Source organism: Nocardia sp. NPDC059240 (assembly GCF_042753865.1).
Lineage (GTDB): Bacteria > Actinomycetota > Actinomycetes > Mycobacteriales > Mycobacteriaceae > Nocardia.
In genome coordinates this window covers 596,785-613,387 of the sequence record NZ_JBHZAC010000004.1, presented here as the reverse complement: position 1 = coordinate 613,387, position 16,603 = coordinate 596,785, and the positions used below count along the sequence as shown (strand labels likewise).

Annotated in this window: 17 protein-coding genes; 8 read left to right on the top strand and 9 right to left on the bottom strand. The window is 67.2% G+C overall.

The genetic code is table 11. The annotated features are described in order from the left end of the window. The first annotated feature begins 83 nt into the window (after positions 1 to 83). Positions 84 to 986: a LysR family transcriptional regulator gene (locus ACFXHA_RS17565; protein ID WP_379357798.1), complete on the top strand. Its 903-nt coding sequence runs from the start codon at positions 84 to 86 to the stop codon at positions 984 to 986. On the opposite strand, the gene ACFXHA_RS17560 is transcribed toward ACFXHA_RS17565, so the two are convergent. Beyond that, positions 973 to 1,719, bottom strand: coding sequence for a class I SAM-dependent methyltransferase (locus tag ACFXHA_RS17560; RefSeq protein WP_379357796.1), 747 nt, complete (start codon positions 1,717 to 1,719; stop codon positions 973 to 975). The two genes, ACFXHA_RS17565 and ACFXHA_RS17560, sit on opposite strands and share 14 nt — an antisense overlap. Positions 1,720 to 1,820: 101 nt before the next feature. Here ACFXHA_RS17560 and ACFXHA_RS17555 point away from each other — a divergent pair, with 101 nt between their 5' ends. Together ACFXHA_RS17555 and ACFXHA_RS17550 are read left to right on the top strand one after the other, a co-directional pair. Beyond that, positions 1,821 to 2,627 carry a DUF1460 domain-containing protein gene (locus tag ACFXHA_RS17555; RefSeq protein ID WP_379357794.1) on the top strand — a complete coding sequence of 269 codons (807 nt, stop codon included), beginning with the start codon at positions 1,821 to 1,823 and terminating at the stop codon, positions 2,625 to 2,627. Between the two features lie 70 nt (positions 2,628 to 2,697). Beyond that, on the top strand, positions 2,698 to 3,003 hold the full coding sequence (locus ACFXHA_RS17550) for a winged helix-turn-helix transcriptional regulator (protein ID WP_379357792.1): 306 nt from the start codon (positions 2,698 to 2,700) through the stop codon (positions 3,001 to 3,003). A gap of 3 nt (positions 3,004 to 3,006) precedes the next feature. Here ACFXHA_RS17550 and ACFXHA_RS17545 read toward each other — a convergent pair whose 3' ends face one another. Continuing rightward, positions 3,007 to 3,180 (bottom strand): hypothetical protein, encoded by a 174-nt coding sequence (locus ACFXHA_RS17545; protein WP_379357790.1) that lies wholly within the window; start codon positions 3,178 to 3,180, stop codon positions 3,007 to 3,009. A gap of 108 nt (positions 3,181 to 3,288) precedes the next feature. Next, the gene (locus ACFXHA_RS17540; RefSeq protein ID WP_379357788.1) at positions 3,289 to 3,879 is read right to left on the bottom strand and encodes a TetR/AcrR family transcriptional regulator; all 591 of its coding nucleotides are present in this window, start codon (positions 3,877 to 3,879) and stop codon (positions 3,289 to 3,291) included. Between the two features lie 96 nt (positions 3,880 to 3,975). Here ACFXHA_RS17540 and ACFXHA_RS17535 point away from each other — a divergent pair, with 96 nt between their 5' ends. Together ACFXHA_RS17535 and ACFXHA_RS17530 are read left to right on the top strand one after the other, a co-directional pair. Further along, positions 3,976 to 4,677 carry an SDR family oxidoreductase gene (locus ACFXHA_RS17535; RefSeq protein WP_379357786.1) on the top strand — a complete coding sequence of 234 codons (702 nt, stop codon included), beginning with the start codon at positions 3,976 to 3,978 and terminating at the stop codon, positions 4,675 to 4,677. A gap of 33 nt (positions 4,678 to 4,710) precedes the next feature. Beyond that, positions 4,711 to 5,133, top strand: a complete 423-nt coding sequence (locus ACFXHA_RS17530; RefSeq protein ID WP_379357784.1) for a tautomerase family protein — start codon at positions 4,711 to 4,713, stop codon at positions 5,131 to 5,133. On the opposite strand, the gene ACFXHA_RS17525 is transcribed toward ACFXHA_RS17530, so the two are convergent. Both ACFXHA_RS17525 and ACFXHA_RS17520 read right to left on the bottom strand, forming a co-directional pair. Then, the gene (locus ACFXHA_RS17525) at positions 5,120 to 6,373 is read right to left on the bottom strand and encodes a glycosyltransferase 87 family protein (protein WP_379357782.1); all 1,254 of its coding nucleotides are present in this window, start codon (positions 6,371 to 6,373) and stop codon (positions 5,120 to 5,122) included. The two genes, ACFXHA_RS17530 and ACFXHA_RS17525, sit on opposite strands and share 14 nt — an antisense overlap. A gap of 148 nt (positions 6,374 to 6,521) precedes the next feature. After that, positions 6,522 to 7,391: a LysR family transcriptional regulator gene (locus ACFXHA_RS17520; RefSeq protein WP_379357780.1), complete on the bottom strand. Its 870-nt coding sequence runs from the start codon at positions 7,389 to 7,391 to the stop codon at positions 6,522 to 6,524. Positions 7,392 to 7,474: 83 nt separating this feature from the next. On the opposite strand from ACFXHA_RS17520, the gene ACFXHA_RS17515 reads away from it, so the two are divergent. The 3 genes from ACFXHA_RS17515 to ACFXHA_RS17505 all read left to right on the top strand — a co-directional run bounded on the left by ACFXHA_RS17515 (position 7,475) and on the right by ACFXHA_RS17505 (position 10,986). Continuing rightward, positions 7,475 to 8,482, top strand: a complete 1,008-nt coding sequence (locus ACFXHA_RS17515; RefSeq protein WP_379357778.1) for a bile acid:sodium symporter family protein — start codon at positions 7,475 to 7,477, stop codon at positions 8,480 to 8,482. Between the two features lie 216 nt (positions 8,483 to 8,698). Next, positions 8,699 to 9,928, top strand: a complete 1,230-nt coding sequence (locus ACFXHA_RS17510) for an ATP-binding protein (protein WP_379357776.1) — start codon at positions 8,699 to 8,701, stop codon at positions 9,926 to 9,928. After that, on the top strand, positions 9,925 to 10,986 hold the full coding sequence (locus ACFXHA_RS17505; RefSeq protein ID WP_379357774.1) for a tetratricopeptide repeat protein: 1,062 nt from the start codon (positions 9,925 to 9,927) through the stop codon (positions 10,984 to 10,986). The genes ACFXHA_RS17510 and ACFXHA_RS17505 overlap by 4 nt, the downstream gene beginning before the upstream one ends. Before the next feature lie 29 nt (positions 10,987 to 11,015). On the opposite strand, the gene ACFXHA_RS17500 is transcribed toward ACFXHA_RS17505, so the two are convergent. The 4 genes from ACFXHA_RS17500 to ACFXHA_RS17485 all read right to left on the bottom strand — a co-directional run bounded on the left by ACFXHA_RS17500 (position 11,016) and on the right by ACFXHA_RS17485 (position 16,565). Beyond that, positions 11,016 to 11,777 carry a TetR/AcrR family transcriptional regulator gene (locus tag ACFXHA_RS17500; RefSeq protein WP_379357772.1) on the bottom strand — a complete coding sequence of 254 codons (762 nt, stop codon included), beginning with the start codon at positions 11,775 to 11,777 and terminating at the stop codon, positions 11,016 to 11,018. Positions 11,778 to 11,786: 9 nt separating this feature from the next. Further along, positions 11,787 to 13,304, bottom strand: a complete 1,518-nt coding sequence (locus ACFXHA_RS17495) for a cytochrome P450 (protein ID WP_379357770.1) — start codon at positions 13,302 to 13,304, stop codon at positions 11,787 to 11,789. Between the two features lie 93 nt (positions 13,305 to 13,397). Continuing rightward, complete coding sequence (locus tag ACFXHA_RS17490; protein WP_379357768.1) at positions 13,398 to 14,816, bottom strand: nucleobase:cation symporter-2 family protein; 1,419 nt, start codon at positions 14,814 to 14,816, stop codon at positions 13,398 to 13,400. A gap of 129 nt (positions 14,817 to 14,945) precedes the next feature. Beyond that, positions 14,946 to 16,565 (bottom strand): adenylate/guanylate cyclase domain-containing protein, encoded by a 1,620-nt coding sequence (locus tag ACFXHA_RS17485; RefSeq protein WP_379357766.1) that lies wholly within the window; start codon positions 16,563 to 16,565, stop codon positions 14,946 to 14,948. Positions 16,566 to 16,603 lie beyond the last annotated feature (38 nt).

Here is a 16,603-nt window from a genome sequence, read left to right as displayed (position 1 = left end):
CGGTAGGCTCGGTGATCCGGCGCGGAAAGTACGTACGGCGCAAGAGACCTTTTCCGAAAGGGAAAGAATCACAGGAGGTTCCGATGCGGGGCGGTGGCAGTGACGACATTCTGTTCTTCGACGTCGTCGCGCGTTCCCGCAGTCTCACCGAGGCGGCGCGCGAATTCGGGCTGTCGGTCTCGGCGGTCAGCAAGCGCCTCGCGCAACTGGAGGCCCGCCTCGGTGTGCCGCTGATCCAGCGCACCACACGGCGTTTCACGCTGACGCCGGAGGGGGAGCGGTATGCCGCCGGTGCCGCCCGCCTCGCCGCCCAGCTGGAGGAACTCGAGGATTCCATCGCCGAGCAGCACGACGAGCTGCGCGGCCGGCTGCACGTGCGCTCCACCATCGGACTCGGGCGCGCCCACATCGCGGATCTGGTGGCCGCATTCGTGGCCGCGCATCCGCTGGTCCAGGTCGATCTGGAGCTCTCGTCGGTGCCGCTCAATATCGCGGGCACCGGGTTCGATCTCGACCTGCACGTCGGCACGCTGCCGGATTCCCGCCTGAACGCCCGGCGGTTGTGCCGCAATCGCCGAATCGTCTGCGCCGCACCGGAATACCTCCGCGCGCACGGCGCACCACAGCGCCTCGCGGAGCTGGAGCGGCACAACTGCATCGTGCTGCGGGAGAACGAAAGCGATTACGCGCTCTGGCGTTTCGAGCAGCCGGAGACGGCGGTGCGGGTCGCCGGGAATCTGGTCAGCAACGACGGTGATGTCATCACCCGCTGGTGCCTGGAAGGTCGCGGACTCATCATGCGGTCGCTGTGGCAGGTGGCCCCGATGTTGCGCGATGGCCGACTCATCCAGGTACTGGCCGACATTCCGACCCCCGGCGCCGACATCTACGCCACCTACACCGATTCCCCGGCCCTGCCCCGACGCACCCGGACCCTGCTCGACTTTCTCGAGCAGGGCCTCGATGCCCGGATCACGCAGTCTTGACGGCCGTCACGAACTGCACAGCGCCCGACGACTTGCGGCCGGTGATCTCGCAACCCGCCGCCGTGAGCAGGTCCGGCACCACGTGGTGGGCGAGGCTGCGCGCACCGCTGAGCTGGTAGGTGCGGCGGAACAGCGGGAAGTCGAGCAGTTCCGGATGCGCCAGGGCGGTCACCGCGATCCGCCCGCCGGGCGCGGTGACGCGGGCGATCTCGGCCAGCGCGCCCTCGGCGTCGGGGAAGAAGTGCAGGGCGAAAAAGCAGGCCACAGCGTCGAAGGTCTTGTCGGCGAAGGGCAGTCGACCGGCGTCCCCGCGCACGAATCCGACCGATCCGGTGGCATTGGTGCGGGCCGCCTCGGCCAGCATGGACTCCGACGCGTCCAATCCGATGGCCAGCCCGGATTCACCCGCGGCCGTGCCGAATGCCCGGGTGAACAGGCCCGGCCCGCAGCCGACATCGAGCACCAGCGCACCCTCGGTGATGCCGAGCGAGTCGACCGCGCGCTGCTTCTCCCGGCGCACTCCGACGGCATTGCTGCCCATGGCGAGCCGGAAGAATTTGCGCCAGATGGGTTCGTAGATGCGGGACACCAGCGGCACCCGCATGGCGGCCTGCCCGATCCCCTTGATGGGCGGCGTGTTCGCTCCGAGCACGTCGAGGTAGCCGTCCACGACGGTAGATTCGGTGTCGAGCAACTCCGCGATGCGCTGCCGCGAAGCCTGTGTCGTGATCATGGTGGGCAGCCTACGCACGGATCGATGCTGGTGGAAGGATTGTCTGGGACAGAAATTCGGTGTTAGGTTCGTTCTGCACGTCTCGTTCTGATGGAGGGGTTTTGCGCACTGTCACCCGCGTTCTACTGATGCTGGTCACGCTCGTTTTCGGGCTGGCACTACTGCCGGCGCAAGCCATGGCCACCCCCGCCGACCCGAGCCTGGACGACGCCACCTCCCGGCAGATCGACGACCTGCTCGCCCTGCGCAACTCGCTGACCGGCCCGCGCACCGATGCGATCGCGCAGCTGTCGGGTCGCTTCATCGGCACCCCGTACCGCGCGAACATGCTCATCGGCTCGGCCTCCCAGCCGGAGCAACTCGTCGTCGACTTCCGCGGTGTCGACTGCTTCACCTACCTCGATTACGTGGAGGCGTTGAGCCGCTCGGCCGATCGTGGCCAGTTCGTGCAGAACCTCATCGCCACCCGGTACACCGACGGCCAGGTCGAATTCACCCACCGCAAGCACTTCTTCACCGACTGGGCGTACACGAACCGCGTCGCCGCCAACGACATCACTGCGTCTCTGACCCCCGGCGCAGTCACGATCACCAAGCACCTGAACGCGAAGGCCGGGGGCGGAAACTACCTCCCCGGACTGCCGGTGGTGGACCGCAACATCACGTACATTCCCAGCGGGGCGATGGACAACGCGGTCATCGGCGGGCTGCGCACCGGTGATTTCCTCGGTGCCTACACCGACGAGGCGGGCCTCGACGTCTCCCACGTCGGCATTTTCATCAGCACCCCCAACGGACCGATGTTCCGCAACGCTTCCTCGCTTTCCGCGAACAACCAGGTGGTCGACACCCCGCTCACCCAGTACCTGACCACGGTCCCGGGCCTGGTTGTGCTGCGCCCCAACTAGTCCGGTCCGCCGCCGTGGCGATCCGTTACCGTCGGATATGGCTGGTAAGCGGTACAACTGCCCGGTTGAGGTGACCGTCGATCTGATCGGGGGGAAGTGGAAGCCGGTGATTCTGGCGCATCTCAAGGAGGGGGTGCGCCGATATGGGGAATTGCGCAGGCTGATGCCGGATACCAGCGAGAAGATGCTGGTTCAGCAGTTGCGCGAACTGGAAGCCGATGGGCTGGTACGGCGCACGGCTTTTCCGACCGTTCCCCCTCAGGTGGAGTACGAGCTCACCGATGAGGGCTGGAGCCTGGTGCCGGTGCTGACCGCGCTCTACGAGTGGGGTGAGAAGCGCGGTGCTCGAACGGGGCTGGTGATCCAGGCCCCGTGATCCTCAGGCGGCCTCGCGGTGGTCGGTGCGCTCGGGCAGCAGCCCCTCGGCCTCGCACTGGGCGCGGTGCATGGCGCACCGGAATTTCGGGCCCGGCTTGATATAGGCCGGATCCAGGCGCTGGGTGAACGTGAGGTTGTCACGCCGCCAGCAATCGATGCACACGGGCTCAGACATGGCGTCCTCCTCGGTTCTCGCTCGCGAAATGTTTGCGAGAGAGGGATTCCCATTGAAGGCTCGATTCGGATATAGGTTGTGGCTCTCTTGCGTAACGGATGCGGTCAGTTAGCCGACCGGTCGGTTGTTTAGCAGGTGGTTCCGGGCGGCCTCGAGGATGCGCTCCGAGAGTTCGTCCCCGTCGCTGGCACGCGACAGCATGAGCGCGCCCGCCATCAGTGCGACCTCCACCAGCGTCTCGTCGTCGACTGTGCCGGGGCGTTCCCCCAGGTCGCCGAGTTGGCCGACCATATCGTGCAGACCCTTCGCGTACGTCTGCCGCAGCGCGCTGTCGGCTTCGGTGCGCGCGACATCGCCTGCGAGCGCGGCGATTCCGCAGCCCTGCGACGGGGCGTCGCGATGCTTGGTGGACAGGTAGCGCTCCAGGAAGGTCCGGCGGGCCGACGCCGCATCGGGCGCGACCGCGCGAATCCGCTCGCGCTCCTGGTTCATCTCCTCGCAGGCCGCGGCGCAGGCTTGCGCGACGAGGTCCTCCTTGGATTGGAAGTGCCGGTAGAACCCGCCGTGGGTGAGCCCGGCCGCGGACATCACCTCGGGCACGGTCACGCCGTTCACCCCGCGCCGGCGGACCAGTGCCGCGGCCGCGTCCAGCACGTCTTGCCGATTCGACTCGGCCTGAGCTCGCGTGGATCGCGGCATGGTCTGTCTCCTTTTCGGTCTTGCTTCCCAGCTTAGATGATGCTCATAATCTAAGCGATAGATGATGCTCATAATCTAAAACTGGGAGGCATCGACATGACCGATATCGACGGCGCGGTAGCCCTGGTCACCGGCGGGCAGCGCGGACTCGGGCGGGCATTCGTGGACGAACTGCTGCGGCGCGGCGCGAGCAAGGTGTACGCCACCGCGCGCAACCCCGAGCCGAGCGCGGACCCGCGGGTGGTGCCGTTGGCGCTGGAGGTCACCGATCCGGAGTCCGTGGCGGCGGTCGCGGCGGTCGCCACCGATGTCGGCATCGTCGTCAACAATGCGGGCGTGCTGTACCCGTCACCGTTGCTGACGGCCGATATCGACAATGTGCGAGCCACTTTCGAGACGAATGTGATCGGCCCGCTGCGCATCGCGCAGACCTTCGCGCCCGTCCTGGCCGCGAACGGCGGTGGGGCACTGGTGGATATCCACTCGGTGCTGTCGTGGATCGCGGGCGGCGGGGCCTACGGGGCCTCCAAGGCGGCGTTCTGGTCGCTCACGAATTCGCTGCGCACGGAGCTGACCGGGCAGGGCACGCAGGTGGTCGGCGTGCACCTCGGCTTCGCCGACACCGACATGGTCAAGGCCATCACGGCCGAAAAGGTCAGTCCCGCACAGGTTGCCACCGCCGTGCTCGACGGGCTGGAGAAGGGCGAGAACGAGGTGCTCGTCGACGACCTGACGCGGCACGTGAAGGCCGCGCTGTCCGGGCCCGTCGAGAACCTCACCATTCGCATCGGGCGCTGAAACGCTGAAACTCGAAGAGACGGAGACACTCTCATGCCGCTGTGGCACATCTACCATCCCGTCGACACCTACACCGAGCAGGACAAGCAGGACTTCGCGGCCGACATCACCGAGATCTACACCCGCTTCGGGCTGCCCGCGTTCTACGTGATCGTGCAGTTCCACGAGATGCCCGGCACCTCGGTCTTCGTGGGCGGCAAGCCATCCGGCGACACCGTCCGCGTCGTCGTCAAACACCTCGCCCGCCACCTCGACGATGCCGGGCGGCGCAAACGCATGACCGAGCATCTCGACGGCGTCATGCGCCCGTACACCCATGACCGTGACCTGCACATGGAATTCCATGTCGAGGACACGCCCCGCGATCAATGGATGATCGCGGGACTGTGGCCACCGGACGAGGGCAGCGACGCCGAAAAGGCTTGGGCGCAGGCGAATCGGGCTATGCCGTACTGACGGCCGGTGTACGCCGCAGCCGGTAGACGACGCAGCCCACGATGACCGCGTACACGATCACATAGCAGTTCAACAGGATCTGTGAGATGGGCCAGGACGGCGGGAACAGGAACCAGCCGACCACCACCCAGGTATCGGTCCAGTGGTAGGCCCATGCGCCGGTGGCCAGGTACAGGAAACCGGCGGCCGACCACCAGCGCGGGTCGGCCTGCGCGCGATGGACCAGATACACGAACAGCGGCAGGAACCAGACCCAGTGATGGTTCCAGGAGAACGGTGAGACCGCGCACGAGGTCAGGCCGGCGAGGGTGACGGTGAGCAGCTTCTCGCCGCGGTTGTACAGGGCCGCGGCGAGAAGCAGCCCGCCGATCGCCACCGGCACCGCGATCAACAGCCACAACCATTGCGGCACTTGATGACCCGTGAGATGTGCGATGGCCCCGCGCAGGGATTGATTGGCGGGCTGGGTATCCGGGGCGATCCGGTCGGACTCGAAGAACGTCTTGGTCCAGTACTGCTTGGAATCCGACGGTAGGACCGCACCGGCGATCACGATGGTCAGCACGAAGACCGACGACGCCGTCACGGCTGCCCGCCACTGCCGCAGCACCAGGAACTGGGCCACGAAAAACAGCGGCACCAGCTTGATGCCCGCGGCCAATCCGACACCGATACCGCGCAATCGGCTGCGTTCCGGGCGCGCGAAATCCCACAAGATCAACGCCATCAACACCAGATTGATCTGCCCGTAGTACAGCGTCGTGCGGATCGGCTCCAGGAACATGCAGGTCGCCGTCAGCAGCGCACTGAGCCCGGCGAGCTGCCAGGTCAAGCGGTAGCCGAGGACCCGCCAGCACAGCAATACGCAGCCGTAGAGCACGCAAATGTTCAGTGCCAGCCAGGAATTCGTGACCATGGCCCACGGCACCGCGAGGATCGGCAGGAAGACCAGCGTCGAGAACGGCGTGTAGGTGTAGGACAGTCCGCGATGTGTCGTCTCGGTGTACAGCGGATGGTCGTGGTAGATCTTCCACGCGCCGTCGCGGTAGACGTGGACGTCGAAGCCGCCGGCCAGGAACCCCACCTCGTCCAGCCACGGATCCACCGTCAGGAAGATGAGGACCAGCGACAGCACCGCGCCGAAGGCCAGCACCCACCAGGTCCGCGCGCCCCACTCGGGTCGCTGCGTGCAGGAATCCTCAACGCCCGCACGCTCTTCCGTTCTCGCACCGATCAACACCAAACCCACCTCAGATGTGTCAAACACTCTGCAGAGCTCGATAGACGCTGAACACGAACGCTTCAGCCCGCCCGCCTGGCCGACCCGCGCACCCCGAGGCGCGGCGTCGGATTTTCAAGCACCCTACCGCTCGCGGCGGGCCCAGCGGTCACATGCCCGACCGCGTGGTCTGGACTGATAGGCGGCGGGCATTGGTCGTGATGGCGTCGGCCAGCGCCTGCTGCGGATCCGACAGCCGGGTGCGGCGGTGCATGAGGACGAAGTCGAGATCCCCCAATTCGGGCAGCCGGGGGTCGGTGAGCGGCACCAAACCCTCCGGCAGCACGCCCGCGGCGTGCACGATGACGCCGAGCCCGGCGAGCGCGGCGGCTCGCAGACCCAGCAGGCTGTCGCTGACACAGGTGACCCGGCAGGTGCGGCCCGCGTGCTTCAACGCACGCAAGGCCAGCTGCCGGGTCAGGCTCGGCTTCGGGTAGGTGACGAACGGCACTGGATCGTCGAATTCCGTTGCGGCCGAACGACCCGCCCATACGAGGCGATCCCGCCACAGCAGGCTGCCGTGCGGCTCGCCGGGCAGACGCTTGCCGAAGACCAGGTCCAGTTCGCCCGCGGCCATGCGCGACTTGAGTGTTTCGCTCAGGCCGACGGTGAGTTCCAGATCCACGCCGGGATGTGAATGCTGGAACTCCCGCAGGATGTTCGGCAGTTCGCTGGCCATCACATCGTCGGACGCGCCGAGTCGGACCAGGCCGGTGAGGGTGGAACCGGAGAAGTAGGCCTGCGCCTGGGCCTGCGCGTCGAGGATGGCGCGGGCGAAACCGATCATGGCCGCGCCATCGGCGGTCAGCGCCAGATTGCGGGTGTCGCGGCGGAACAGTTCACGTTTGGCGGCCTGCTCCAGGCGAGCGATGTGACCGCTCACCGTGGACTGGCGCAGACCCAGTTGCCGACCGGCGGCGGTGAAGCCGCCGGCCTGCTCGACGGCGAGAAAAGTACGTAGCAGCTCGGGTTCGAACATGGAGTAATTATCACGCTTCGCGATCAGAGATAACGCATCGAACGACTATCGCGATCGATGTCCGGGATCCTACCGTCGAAAGAGTGCAGCTCCTCGCCAAATTCCGCATCGACTCCTTCATGCTGGGCATCCTCGCCACCGTGGCGCTGGCCGCCCTGCTGCCCGCGCGCGGGACCGCCGCCGACATCCTGGAGTGGGCCACCAAGATCGCCATCGGAGTGCTGTTCCTGCTCTACGGCGCCCGCCTGGAACCACGCGAGGCCCTGGCCGGGTTGAAGCACTGGCGACTGCACGCCAGCGTGCTGGCCGCCACCTTCGTCCTCTTCCCGCTACTGGGTCTGGCCCTGCGCCTGCTGGTCCCGTCGGTGCTCACCCCCGACCTCTACACCGGCGTCCTGTTCCTGTGCCTGGTCCCCTCGACCGTGCAATCCTCCATCGCCTTCACCGCCCTGGCCCGCGGCAATGTGGCCGGCGCGGTGGTCAGCGCCTCCCTCTCCAACCTGATCGGCGTCTTCGCCACCCCGCTACTGGTGATGGCCTGCATGAGTACCACTGCGGGCGTGCACATCTCACCGTCGGCGATCCTGTCCATCGTGATCCAGCTGCTCCTGCCCTTCCTGGCCGGACAACTGCTACGCCCCCACCTCGGCTGGATCCTCAGCCACCCCGCCGCCACCAAAACCGTGGACCGAGGCTCGGTCTACCTCGTCGTCTACTCCGCCTTCAGTGCCGGTGTGACAGAAGGCATCTGGCACGGCCTCTCCGCCCGCACCCTCATCTCCACCACCCTCGTCTGCGCCGCCCTCCTGGCCCTGGTCCTCACCCTCACCTCACTCGGCAGCCGCCTCCTGGGCTTCTCCCGCGCCGACCGCATCGTCCTCACCTTCTGCGGCTCCAAAAAGTCCCTAGCCACCGGCCTCCCTATGGCCTCGGTCCTCTTCGTGGGCCACCCCATCGGCCTGATAGTCCTCCCCCTCATGCTCTTCCATCAGATCCAACTCTTCACCTGCGCCGCCCTAGCCCAGCGCTACGCCCGCCGATCCGACCCAGCCCCCGCCGAATCACCCAGCCCCGCAGCCGAACTGGTGTAACCGCTCAGGCCACCCGCAATCGCAACGCGGCAAGCGGAACGAAGCCCGGCGCATCGCCGACGGCCGAGCCGTCCGCCGAGGTCAGCCGCTTCAACATCGACACCGCGATCCGCTCGCCCTGAGCCTTGGCCCGCTCCGCGTGCCGCTCGCGGCCTTTTGCAAACCGGTCGGTTTACGATCGACGCATTCGATCGGGCGACAACAGTCAGGGGCTCGATGAGTGAGGATCCGGTTCTCGGGGAAATGTTCGAGTTGGTTCGGCGGATGCCGGAGCTGGTTCCCGTGCGGTTGCGGCTGATCGAGCTGCTGATCGAGCGGAAGCGGTATGCCGAGGGGCTCGAGCAGTGTGCGCAGGTGTTGATCGCCGATCCGCGCAATGGCGAGGTTCAGCACCTGATGAAACGGTGCACCCAGGGGTTGGCGGGGGAAGGTGGCGATGCCGTTGCCGACGCGGGGGACAGCGGTGATCAGTTCGATTGGCATGCGGCCGAGAGTCAGGTGGCGGATATCGTCGGGCCTGCGTTCGTCGACGACGTGCCGACCTCGGCTGCCGGGGGTGACGATGCCGATCGGCTGGACCGGCCGCACCTCACCCTTGCCGATGTGGGTGGCATGGAGGCGGTGAAACGGCAGCTCGAACTTTCACTGCTCGGGCCGCTGCGCAATCCGGAGTTGGCCCGCGCGTACGGGACCAGCGCGCGCGGCGGGCTGCTGCTCTACGGTCCGCCGGGGTGTGGGAAGACCTTCCTCGCGTCCGCGGTGGCGGGGGAGTTGGGGGCGAACTTCTATCCGGTGCAGATCAGCGACGTCCTCGACATCTGGATCGGGGCCAGCGAACGGAACCTGCACCAGATCTTCGAGACCGGGCGACGCAACGCGCCCTGCGTGCTGTTCTTCGACGAGATCGACGCCCTCGGCCACAAACGCAGTCAGCTGCGCAATTCCTCGGCCATGCGCGCGGTGGTGAATCAGCTACTGGCGGAGATGGATTCGATGTCCGCCGACAACGACGGCGTGTACGTGCTCGGCGCGACCAACCATCCGTGGGACATCGATGTCGCGCTGCGCCGGCCAGGGCGCTTCGACCGCATGATCCTGGTGACCCTGCCCGATCCCGAGGCCCGGCGCGCGATTCTGCGCCATCACCTGCGCGACCGCCCCGTCGCGGGCATCGACCTGGGGGCGATAGTGCAACGCACCGAAGGCTTTTCGGGCGCGGACCTGGCCCACGTGTGCACCTCGGCCACCCAGCTGGCGCTGGCGGAATCCATCAGCACCGGCACGGTCCGGCCGGTCACCATGGCCGATATGGTCACCGCGCTCGGCCGGATCCGGCCCAGCGCCGGCCCCTGGTTCGAATCCGCCCGCAATATCGTCGATTTCGCCAATGCCGACGGCAGCTACGACGAGCTGGCCGAGTACATCCGGAGCCGGAAGCACCGGTGAACCCGCGGATCCAGCGGGCCGTCGCGCTGCTCGATATCGGGCGGCCGGAGGCGGCGCTGGAACTGCTGGTCGAGGTGCTGGCCGCGGAGCCCGACAACGTGGACGCGACCGCCTACGCGGCGAGCGCCGCATTGCGAATGAAGCGCTATCCGCGCGCGGCGGAGTTCGCCCGGGCAACGCTGCGGGTCAGCCCTGATCACCAATTCGCTTTGCGCGTACTGGCATTGGCGGCGAACGAGCTCGGCAATCATGCCGAGGCGGAGACTGCTGCCCGGCGGGCCGTCACACTGGGACCCGACACGGCGGTCAACCATTTGGCGGCAGCCGTAGTCCTGCGGGAGATCTCGTCGGATCAAGCTTTGGCGGCCATCGATCAGGCGATCATGCTGGACCCCAACTCTTCCGCCGCGCATCAGGTGCGCGGGTCGATACTGCTCCGACGCCGCCGACTGGGCCGCTTGTTGCCCGGCCCCGCCTCGGAATCCTTCCGCACCGCGCTGCGACTCGACCCCGAGAACGCCGAGGCCGCGCACAATCTCGCACTGCACCAACTTCATTCGCACCATTGGCTCCGGGCGACGCGCGGATTCCTGCGGGCCGGGGCGATGGATCCGGGCCTGGCGGACCTGGTCCGCCACAATGTCGGAGTCGTGCTGCGCATGGCGTTGGTCACGCTGCAATTCCTCGCGTTCGCAGTGTCATTCGCGCTACTGGTGTTCGGCACCGCCACACCGGCCTCGAACGACGTGGGCGGCACCGACGTGGTGACTCCGGCGGGTCGCATGATCGGAATGGCTGGGGTGCTCGGTGTACTGGCGGTGTTCGCCTGGGTGTACCGGGCGCTGCCGCGCGGGCAACGGCGCGTGGTCTGGTCGGTGCTGCGCTCCCGGACGGCGTCCCTCGTGCAGGTGGCGCTGCTGCTCGCGATGGCGGTGTTGATCGGTGTCGCGGTGGCCACGGGCAGTGCACTGCCGGCTGCGCTGGCCCTGCTGCTCGGCGTCTTCGCCGGGATCGTGCAGTGGTGGATTCGGGCATACGCCGCACGGGCGCGGCGCTGACGCCGAAGCGCCTGGCCGGTAGGGGGGATTCAGCGGTGGGTACGGGGTGGTTCGGTGCGCTCGGATGCGGCGGCGAAGAGGGTGCCGAGGGTGGCGGCTACCGGGTCGGTGCGGTGGAAGGTGTAGCCGAGGTCGCGGGCGTGGCCGTCGAAGAGGTGCCAGGTGGAGGAGGTCAGCAGGCGGGCCAGGGCTTCCTGGGCGGGACGGTTGGAATCGTTCGGGGTGGAGAGGTATTGGGAGATGACGCCCTCGACCATGCCGACCACGCCGTAGATCATCGGGTGGAAGGGGGTGACGTCGATGCCGAGAACTGCTGTCCAGGAGGCGAATCGGTGCCAGAGGGTGTCGGCTACGCGCTGACGGAAGGTGGTGAGGGCGTCGGCGGTGGGGTGGCCGGGGAGGGGGCCGAGTTGGGCGAAGTGGTAGAGGTTGGGGTGGTCGGTGGTCCAGCGGACGACGGTGAGCAGGACGTCGAAGATGATGTCCTCGGCGGTCTTCGCGGGATCGAGGATCAGGATCTCCTCGAATTCGGCCAGGTAGCGGTCGAAGACGAATTCGCGGGCGCGGGCGTCGAGATCCTCGCGGTTCTGGAACTGGCGGTAGACGACCGAGCGGGCCAGGCCCGCACGGTCGGCGATCTGCTGGGTTGAGATTTCCGCGCCGGGCGCATGCTCCTCGATCAGGTCGAGGGCCGCCTCGAGGATGGCGGTGCGGCGCGCGGTGTTGTGCTCGTCCCAGCGCTGACCGCCCGACCGCCTGCGGTGCGGGCGCAGATGAGGGGGCGGTTTCACGAGATTCGACTATACGGCGGTGTCGACGGGGCGGGCCTGCGGCAGGAACCGGGGGCGCATGGGCAGGGGACCGTCGGGGCCGCCGGTGAAGGAGATCTGGCGGCGCACCCGTTCGGGGGAAACCGCGTCGAACTCCAGGTGCTGGGCGAAGGTCGCGACCACCAGGGTGGCCTCCATACTCGCGAAACCCGAAGCCACGCACATGCGTTTGCCCGCGCCGAAGGGGATGGCGGCCCGCTTCTGTTCGCGTGCCAGGTTTTCCGGCAGGAACCGGCTCGGATCGAACTCGTCGGGTCGCTCCCACACTCGCTGGTGATGATGCAGCGCGTGCAGGATGACGGCGACCGTGGTGCCGGGCTTGATGGCATAGCCGCTGAGCACGTCGTGATCCTTTGTGGTCCTTGCCAATCCGATCACCGGCGGCAGCAGCCGCATGGTTTCGGCGACCACGGCCTGCGTCCACGGGAGATGCTCGAGATCGGCGGCCGTGGCGGGCCGGTCGCCCAGCACCGCGAGCACCTCCTGCCGCAGTCGCTCGCGGGCCTCCGGATTCTCGGACAGCAGCTGCCATACCCAGCTCAAAGCCGTTGCGGTGGTTTCCATTCCGGCCCCGATGAAGGTCATCAGCTCGTCGTGGATCTCCTGATCGCTGTAGCGGTAGCCGGTTTCGGGGTCCTCGGCATCCATCAGCAGGGCCAGCAGGTTGTCCTTGCGGGCGATCCGCCCGGCGCGATGGTCGGCGATGAGCCCGTCCACCACCTGCTCGGCATGCCGCAGATCCCGCATGGCGCGCGGCTCGATCACCCAGCCCGCCTTCCGCATGATCCGCAGGGGCACACGGGAATTCGCGGCGTCACCGTGGCCGCGCCGTTGCATCACCCAGGTCGAGACATGGTGCAGCGGATGGCTGAGATTGGTCATGAACCCGCGCCCGAAGAAGCGCAGCAGCCGCTCGAGCACTACCTCGGACATGGGGCCGGTGATATCGGTGCCGAACATGGTGCGCGAGGTGACATCCAGGGTGAGCCGATTCATTTCGGCTCCCACATCGACACTCTCGCCGGTCGCGCTCAGCGTCCGGATCCGCTCCACCGCGTCCCGGGCGGCCGCCACCATCACCGGCGCGAAACCGTCCACATTGCGTTTGGCGAAGATCGGCTGCACCAGCCGCCGATTACGTTGCCACTGTTCATCATTGAAGTCGGTGACCAACCCGCGTCCGAAGGCGACGGCGAGCATGTCGTACTCGGGGCTCTTCGCATAGTTGTTCTGATTGGTGACCAGCACCTGGCGCACCAGTTCCGGGCTGCGCACCACGACGAATCGGGCGAAGGGCACCCGGGCCACCATCACGTCGTCCGCGCCGGGCAGGGCTGTGGCGTAATCGAGCACCGTGTGATCACGTACCCGGGGGAGCGCCCCGAGTGCGAGTCGCCAGGACTGCCACCAGCCGATGCGGGTGTCGTGCCAGCGCAGGAAGGTCGGGGCCCACCGGGGTGGGTACAGCTTCGTCGAGGAATCGGTCATATCGCGGCCCCCTTGCCGAACGACTATGAGACATGCTGTCCCACTCAAAGTAGTGAGACAGCATGCCCCAGTCAATGGGAGCCCGCGGCCGGATCAGTGCGGAGCGGCCGCGACTTCCTTGATGTCTTTCCGCTTACCCGCACCCCAGTGGTTGAACACCAGATTCAGCACGAACACCACGATCACCGCCGAGGTGATCGGGCTGCTCGCGATCATCTGGAAGTTGGTCGGGAACTTCGTGTAGATGTTCGGCGCGACCGCCGGCAGCAGCGCCACCGACAGCGTGACCGCGATGATCAGCATGTTGCTGGTGCCCTCGAACTGGACCTTGTGCAGCACCCGCAGCCCGACCGCGGTCACCATGGCGAACATGACCGTGGCCGCGCCGCCGACCACCGGACCCGGCAGCGCGGCAACGACACTGCCGACCTTGGGCACCAGGCCCAGTGCCACCAGCATGCCGCCACAGGTCGCGACCACCCAGCGGCTGCGCACACCGGTCAAACCCACCAGGCCGACATTCTCGGCGAAGGCGGTGTCGGGGAAGGAGTTCATGAATCCGGCCAGCACCGCGGACAGACCGTCGGCGGCCAGACCGCGCCCCAGATCGGCGGGTTCCAGTTCCTTGTCGACCATCTCCGCGACGGCGACCATATCGGCGGTGGACTCGGTGAAGGTCACCAGCATGACCACGCACATGGAAATGATCGCGCCGATATGGAATTGGGGCGCGCCGAAGATGAACGGCTTGGAGATGCCGAACCACGCGGACGGCCCGACATTCGACATGTCGACCAGGTGCATGGGCCAGGCCACCAGCGTGCCGATGGCCATGCTCAGCAGCACGGCCAGCTGGCTGAGCAGTCCGCGGGTGAAGCGGTGGATCACCACGATCAGCGCGATCACCAGACCGGCCAGGCCGATATGCGAGATCTGGCCGTAGTCGGCCGATTTCGGGTCGTCACCCGCGATCAGCCCGGCATCCGCGCCGATCAGCGACAACCCGATCACACAGATCACGCAGCCCGACACCAGCGGCGGGAAGAATCGCACCACCTTCGCGAAGAAGCGCGCGATGATCAGGCCGAACACGCCGGACACGAGGATCGCGCCGTACACCGTCGGCAATCCGGCCTCGCCGCCGCCGAATTCCTGCGCGATCAGGATCATCGGCGAGACCACGGTGAAGGTCGCGCCTGCCACCACGGGCAGCCGGACACCGAGGATCCGGCCGATGCCGACCGACTGAATGATGGTGACAATGCCGGAAACCAGCAGGTCGGCATTGACGAGCAGGCCGATGGTGTGGGGCGAGAGTTTCAGTGCCCCGCCGACGAGCAGCGGCACCGCGACCGCGCCGGCGTACATGATCGCCAGGTGCTGCAGACCCAGCAGGGCCAGTCGTGGCGGCTTGGGGATTTCGTCGACGGGATGCCGTGGTGGTGTCGAACCGGTCGGCGTGAGTTCGCCGAGCTCGGGTCTGCGGGAGGGGCGCGAAAAGCGCATTTGCATGAGAAGCCTCCTGGAACGCGTGAACTACGACCGGGGAGGCCGCGACCACGACCCGAATAATGGCGCAGTAAATACCTGTCCCGCAGCAGATTGTTCGATTATCCAGCCGGGTCGGCGTGGCTACCGGCCCTACTCGTATTTTCCTACAGAATCGGCTCGCTCGCCGTAGCCATTTCTGCGCTCGACGGTGCTGGGGCGGGCCAATCTCGTCGGCCGGGTGCGGCCGCGCAATGTCACCGATTCGCCCAGCCGCCAATGCATCTGCTCACGCGTCGCGGCCGCGGCAATGGTGGTCGCGGAGGTCAGGACCCGCAGTTCGTCGTTCTTCGCCAATTCGCACAATCGGGCGGCCTCATTGACGGCGTCGCCGATGACGGTGAATTCGTAGCGGCGATCCGATCCGACATTGCCCGCGATCACCCGTCCCGCCGCCACGCCGATGCCCGCGTCGAATTCGGTGGCGGCCGAGGCCAATCGGCGGCGAATATTGCGGGCGGCCGCGAGTGCGCCCCCGGCGGCATCGGAATGCGGTGCGGGAGCGCCGAATACGGCGAGTGCGGCATCGCCCTCGAATTTGTTGAGCAGGCCGCCACAGCGTTCCACCTCGTCGACCACGATGGTGAAGAAATCATTGAGAATGGCGACGACTTCGGCGGCCGGGCGAGTGGCGGTCAGTGTGGTGGAACCGATGATGTCGATGAACAGTGCGGCGGCTTCGGTTTCGGTGCCGCCCAATTCGGGATCGCGGGCCAACGCGACCTCGGCGACATCGTGCCCGACATGGCGGCCGAACAGATCGCGCATCTTCTCGCGCTCCCGCAGGCCCGACACCATGTGGTTGAAACCGCTTTGCAATTCGCCCAATTCGGTGCCGTCGTAGACGGTGACCGCCACCCGCAGGTCGCCGTCCTCGACCCGGCGCATGGCCGTGCGCACCGCGCGAATCGGGGCCACCGCCGCCGAGAGTGTCAGCACCATGAGCAGCAGACCGAAGAACAAGGTGGCCCCGCCCAATGCCAGCACCACCACTGCCAGGCGTTCGCTACTGGCATGCCAGCCGGCCAGCACCAGCACCGCCACCGACATGAGCAGCGCCACCGGCACACCCGTGCCGAGCACCCACACCACTACCGTGCGGCCGAAAACGCCCAGCCCACGCCGCTGCCGCGAGGTGGCGGCATCCAGCACCCGCGCCGTGATGGGCCGCAGCGCGAACTCGGTGATCAGATAGCTGTTGGCGCACACCACGATCGCGCTGAACCCGAAACCCAGCACGATCTTCGGCACCAGCGCCGGATCCGCCCGCCCGTAGAGGGGGGTCAACACCGCCAGCCCGCCCAGCCACAGCAGGGCCTGCGAAACCACCAGCTTGCGCGGCAACGCGCCCGCCGCAGCCCGCTCGGCCGCGGTCGGCACCTGATCGGGTTCGCGTGACCACCGCAGCGTCCCCAGGCCGTAGGCGGTGCCCCACCACAATCCGCCCACCAGCGCCGCGAAGGAGTACAAGGGCGCGGCCACGAAATTCAACAGCACCAGTTCCCGGGTGAGGATCGGCGGCCCGGGCAGCACGAACGCGATCAACGCGATCGCCACGGCCATCCCCGTCAGATTCGCCACCGTCAACCCCACGGTCAGCAGCACCTGCACCCGCACCCGCTGCATCCCGGCCTTCTCCTCGGCCGGACCCAGCAGCCGCGACCCCCACGGCGAGGGCCCCAGCGCATCGGTCGTGACTTCGTCATCGGCCATCCTCGCAGCGTAGGCGGTGCGGTGGAGGAACCGGCGGA

What these genes read in the sequence shown, in the direction of transcription:
- ACFXHA_RS17565 (WP_379357798.1), top strand. Translation starts at nt 84, where the DNA reads ATGCGGGGCGGTGGCAGTGACGACATTCTGTTCTTCGACGTCGTCGCG.
- ACFXHA_RS17560 (WP_379357796.1), bottom strand. Translation starts at nt 1,719, where the DNA reads ATGATCACGACACAGGCTTCGCGGCAGCGCATCGCGGAGTTGCTCGAC.
- ACFXHA_RS17545 (WP_379357790.1), bottom strand. Translation starts at nt 3,180, where the DNA reads ATGTCTGAGCCCGTGTGCATCGATTGCTGGCGGCGTGACAACCTCACG.
- ACFXHA_RS17540 (WP_379357788.1), bottom strand. Translation starts at nt 3,879, where the DNA reads ATGCCGCGATCCACGCGAGCTCAGGCCGAGTCGAATCGGCAAGACGTG.
- ACFXHA_RS17535 (WP_379357786.1), top strand. Translation starts at nt 3,976, where the DNA reads ATGACCGATATCGACGGCGCGGTAGCCCTGGTCACCGGCGGGCAGCGC.
- ACFXHA_RS17530 (WP_379357784.1), top strand. Translation starts at nt 4,711, where the DNA reads ATGCCGCTGTGGCACATCTACCATCCCGTCGACACCTACACCGAGCAG.
- ACFXHA_RS17520 (WP_379357780.1), bottom strand. Translation starts at nt 7,391, where the DNA reads ATGTTCGAACCCGAGCTGCTACGTACTTTTCTCGCCGTCGAGCAGGCC.
- ACFXHA_RS17510 (WP_379357776.1), top strand. Translation starts at nt 8,699, where the DNA reads ATGAGTGAGGATCCGGTTCTCGGGGAAATGTTCGAGTTGGTTCGGCGG.
- ACFXHA_RS17495 (WP_379357770.1), bottom strand. Translation starts at nt 13,304, where the DNA reads ATGACCGATTCCTCGACGAAGCTGTACCCACCCCGGTGGGCCCCGACC.
- ACFXHA_RS17490 (WP_379357768.1), bottom strand. Translation starts at nt 14,816, where the DNA reads ATGCAAATGCGCTTTTCGCGCCCCTCCCGCAGACCCGAGCTCGGCGAA.
- ACFXHA_RS17485 (WP_379357766.1), bottom strand. Translation starts at nt 16,565, where the DNA reads ATGGCCGATGACGAAGTCACGACCGATGCGCTGGGGCCCTCGCCGTGG.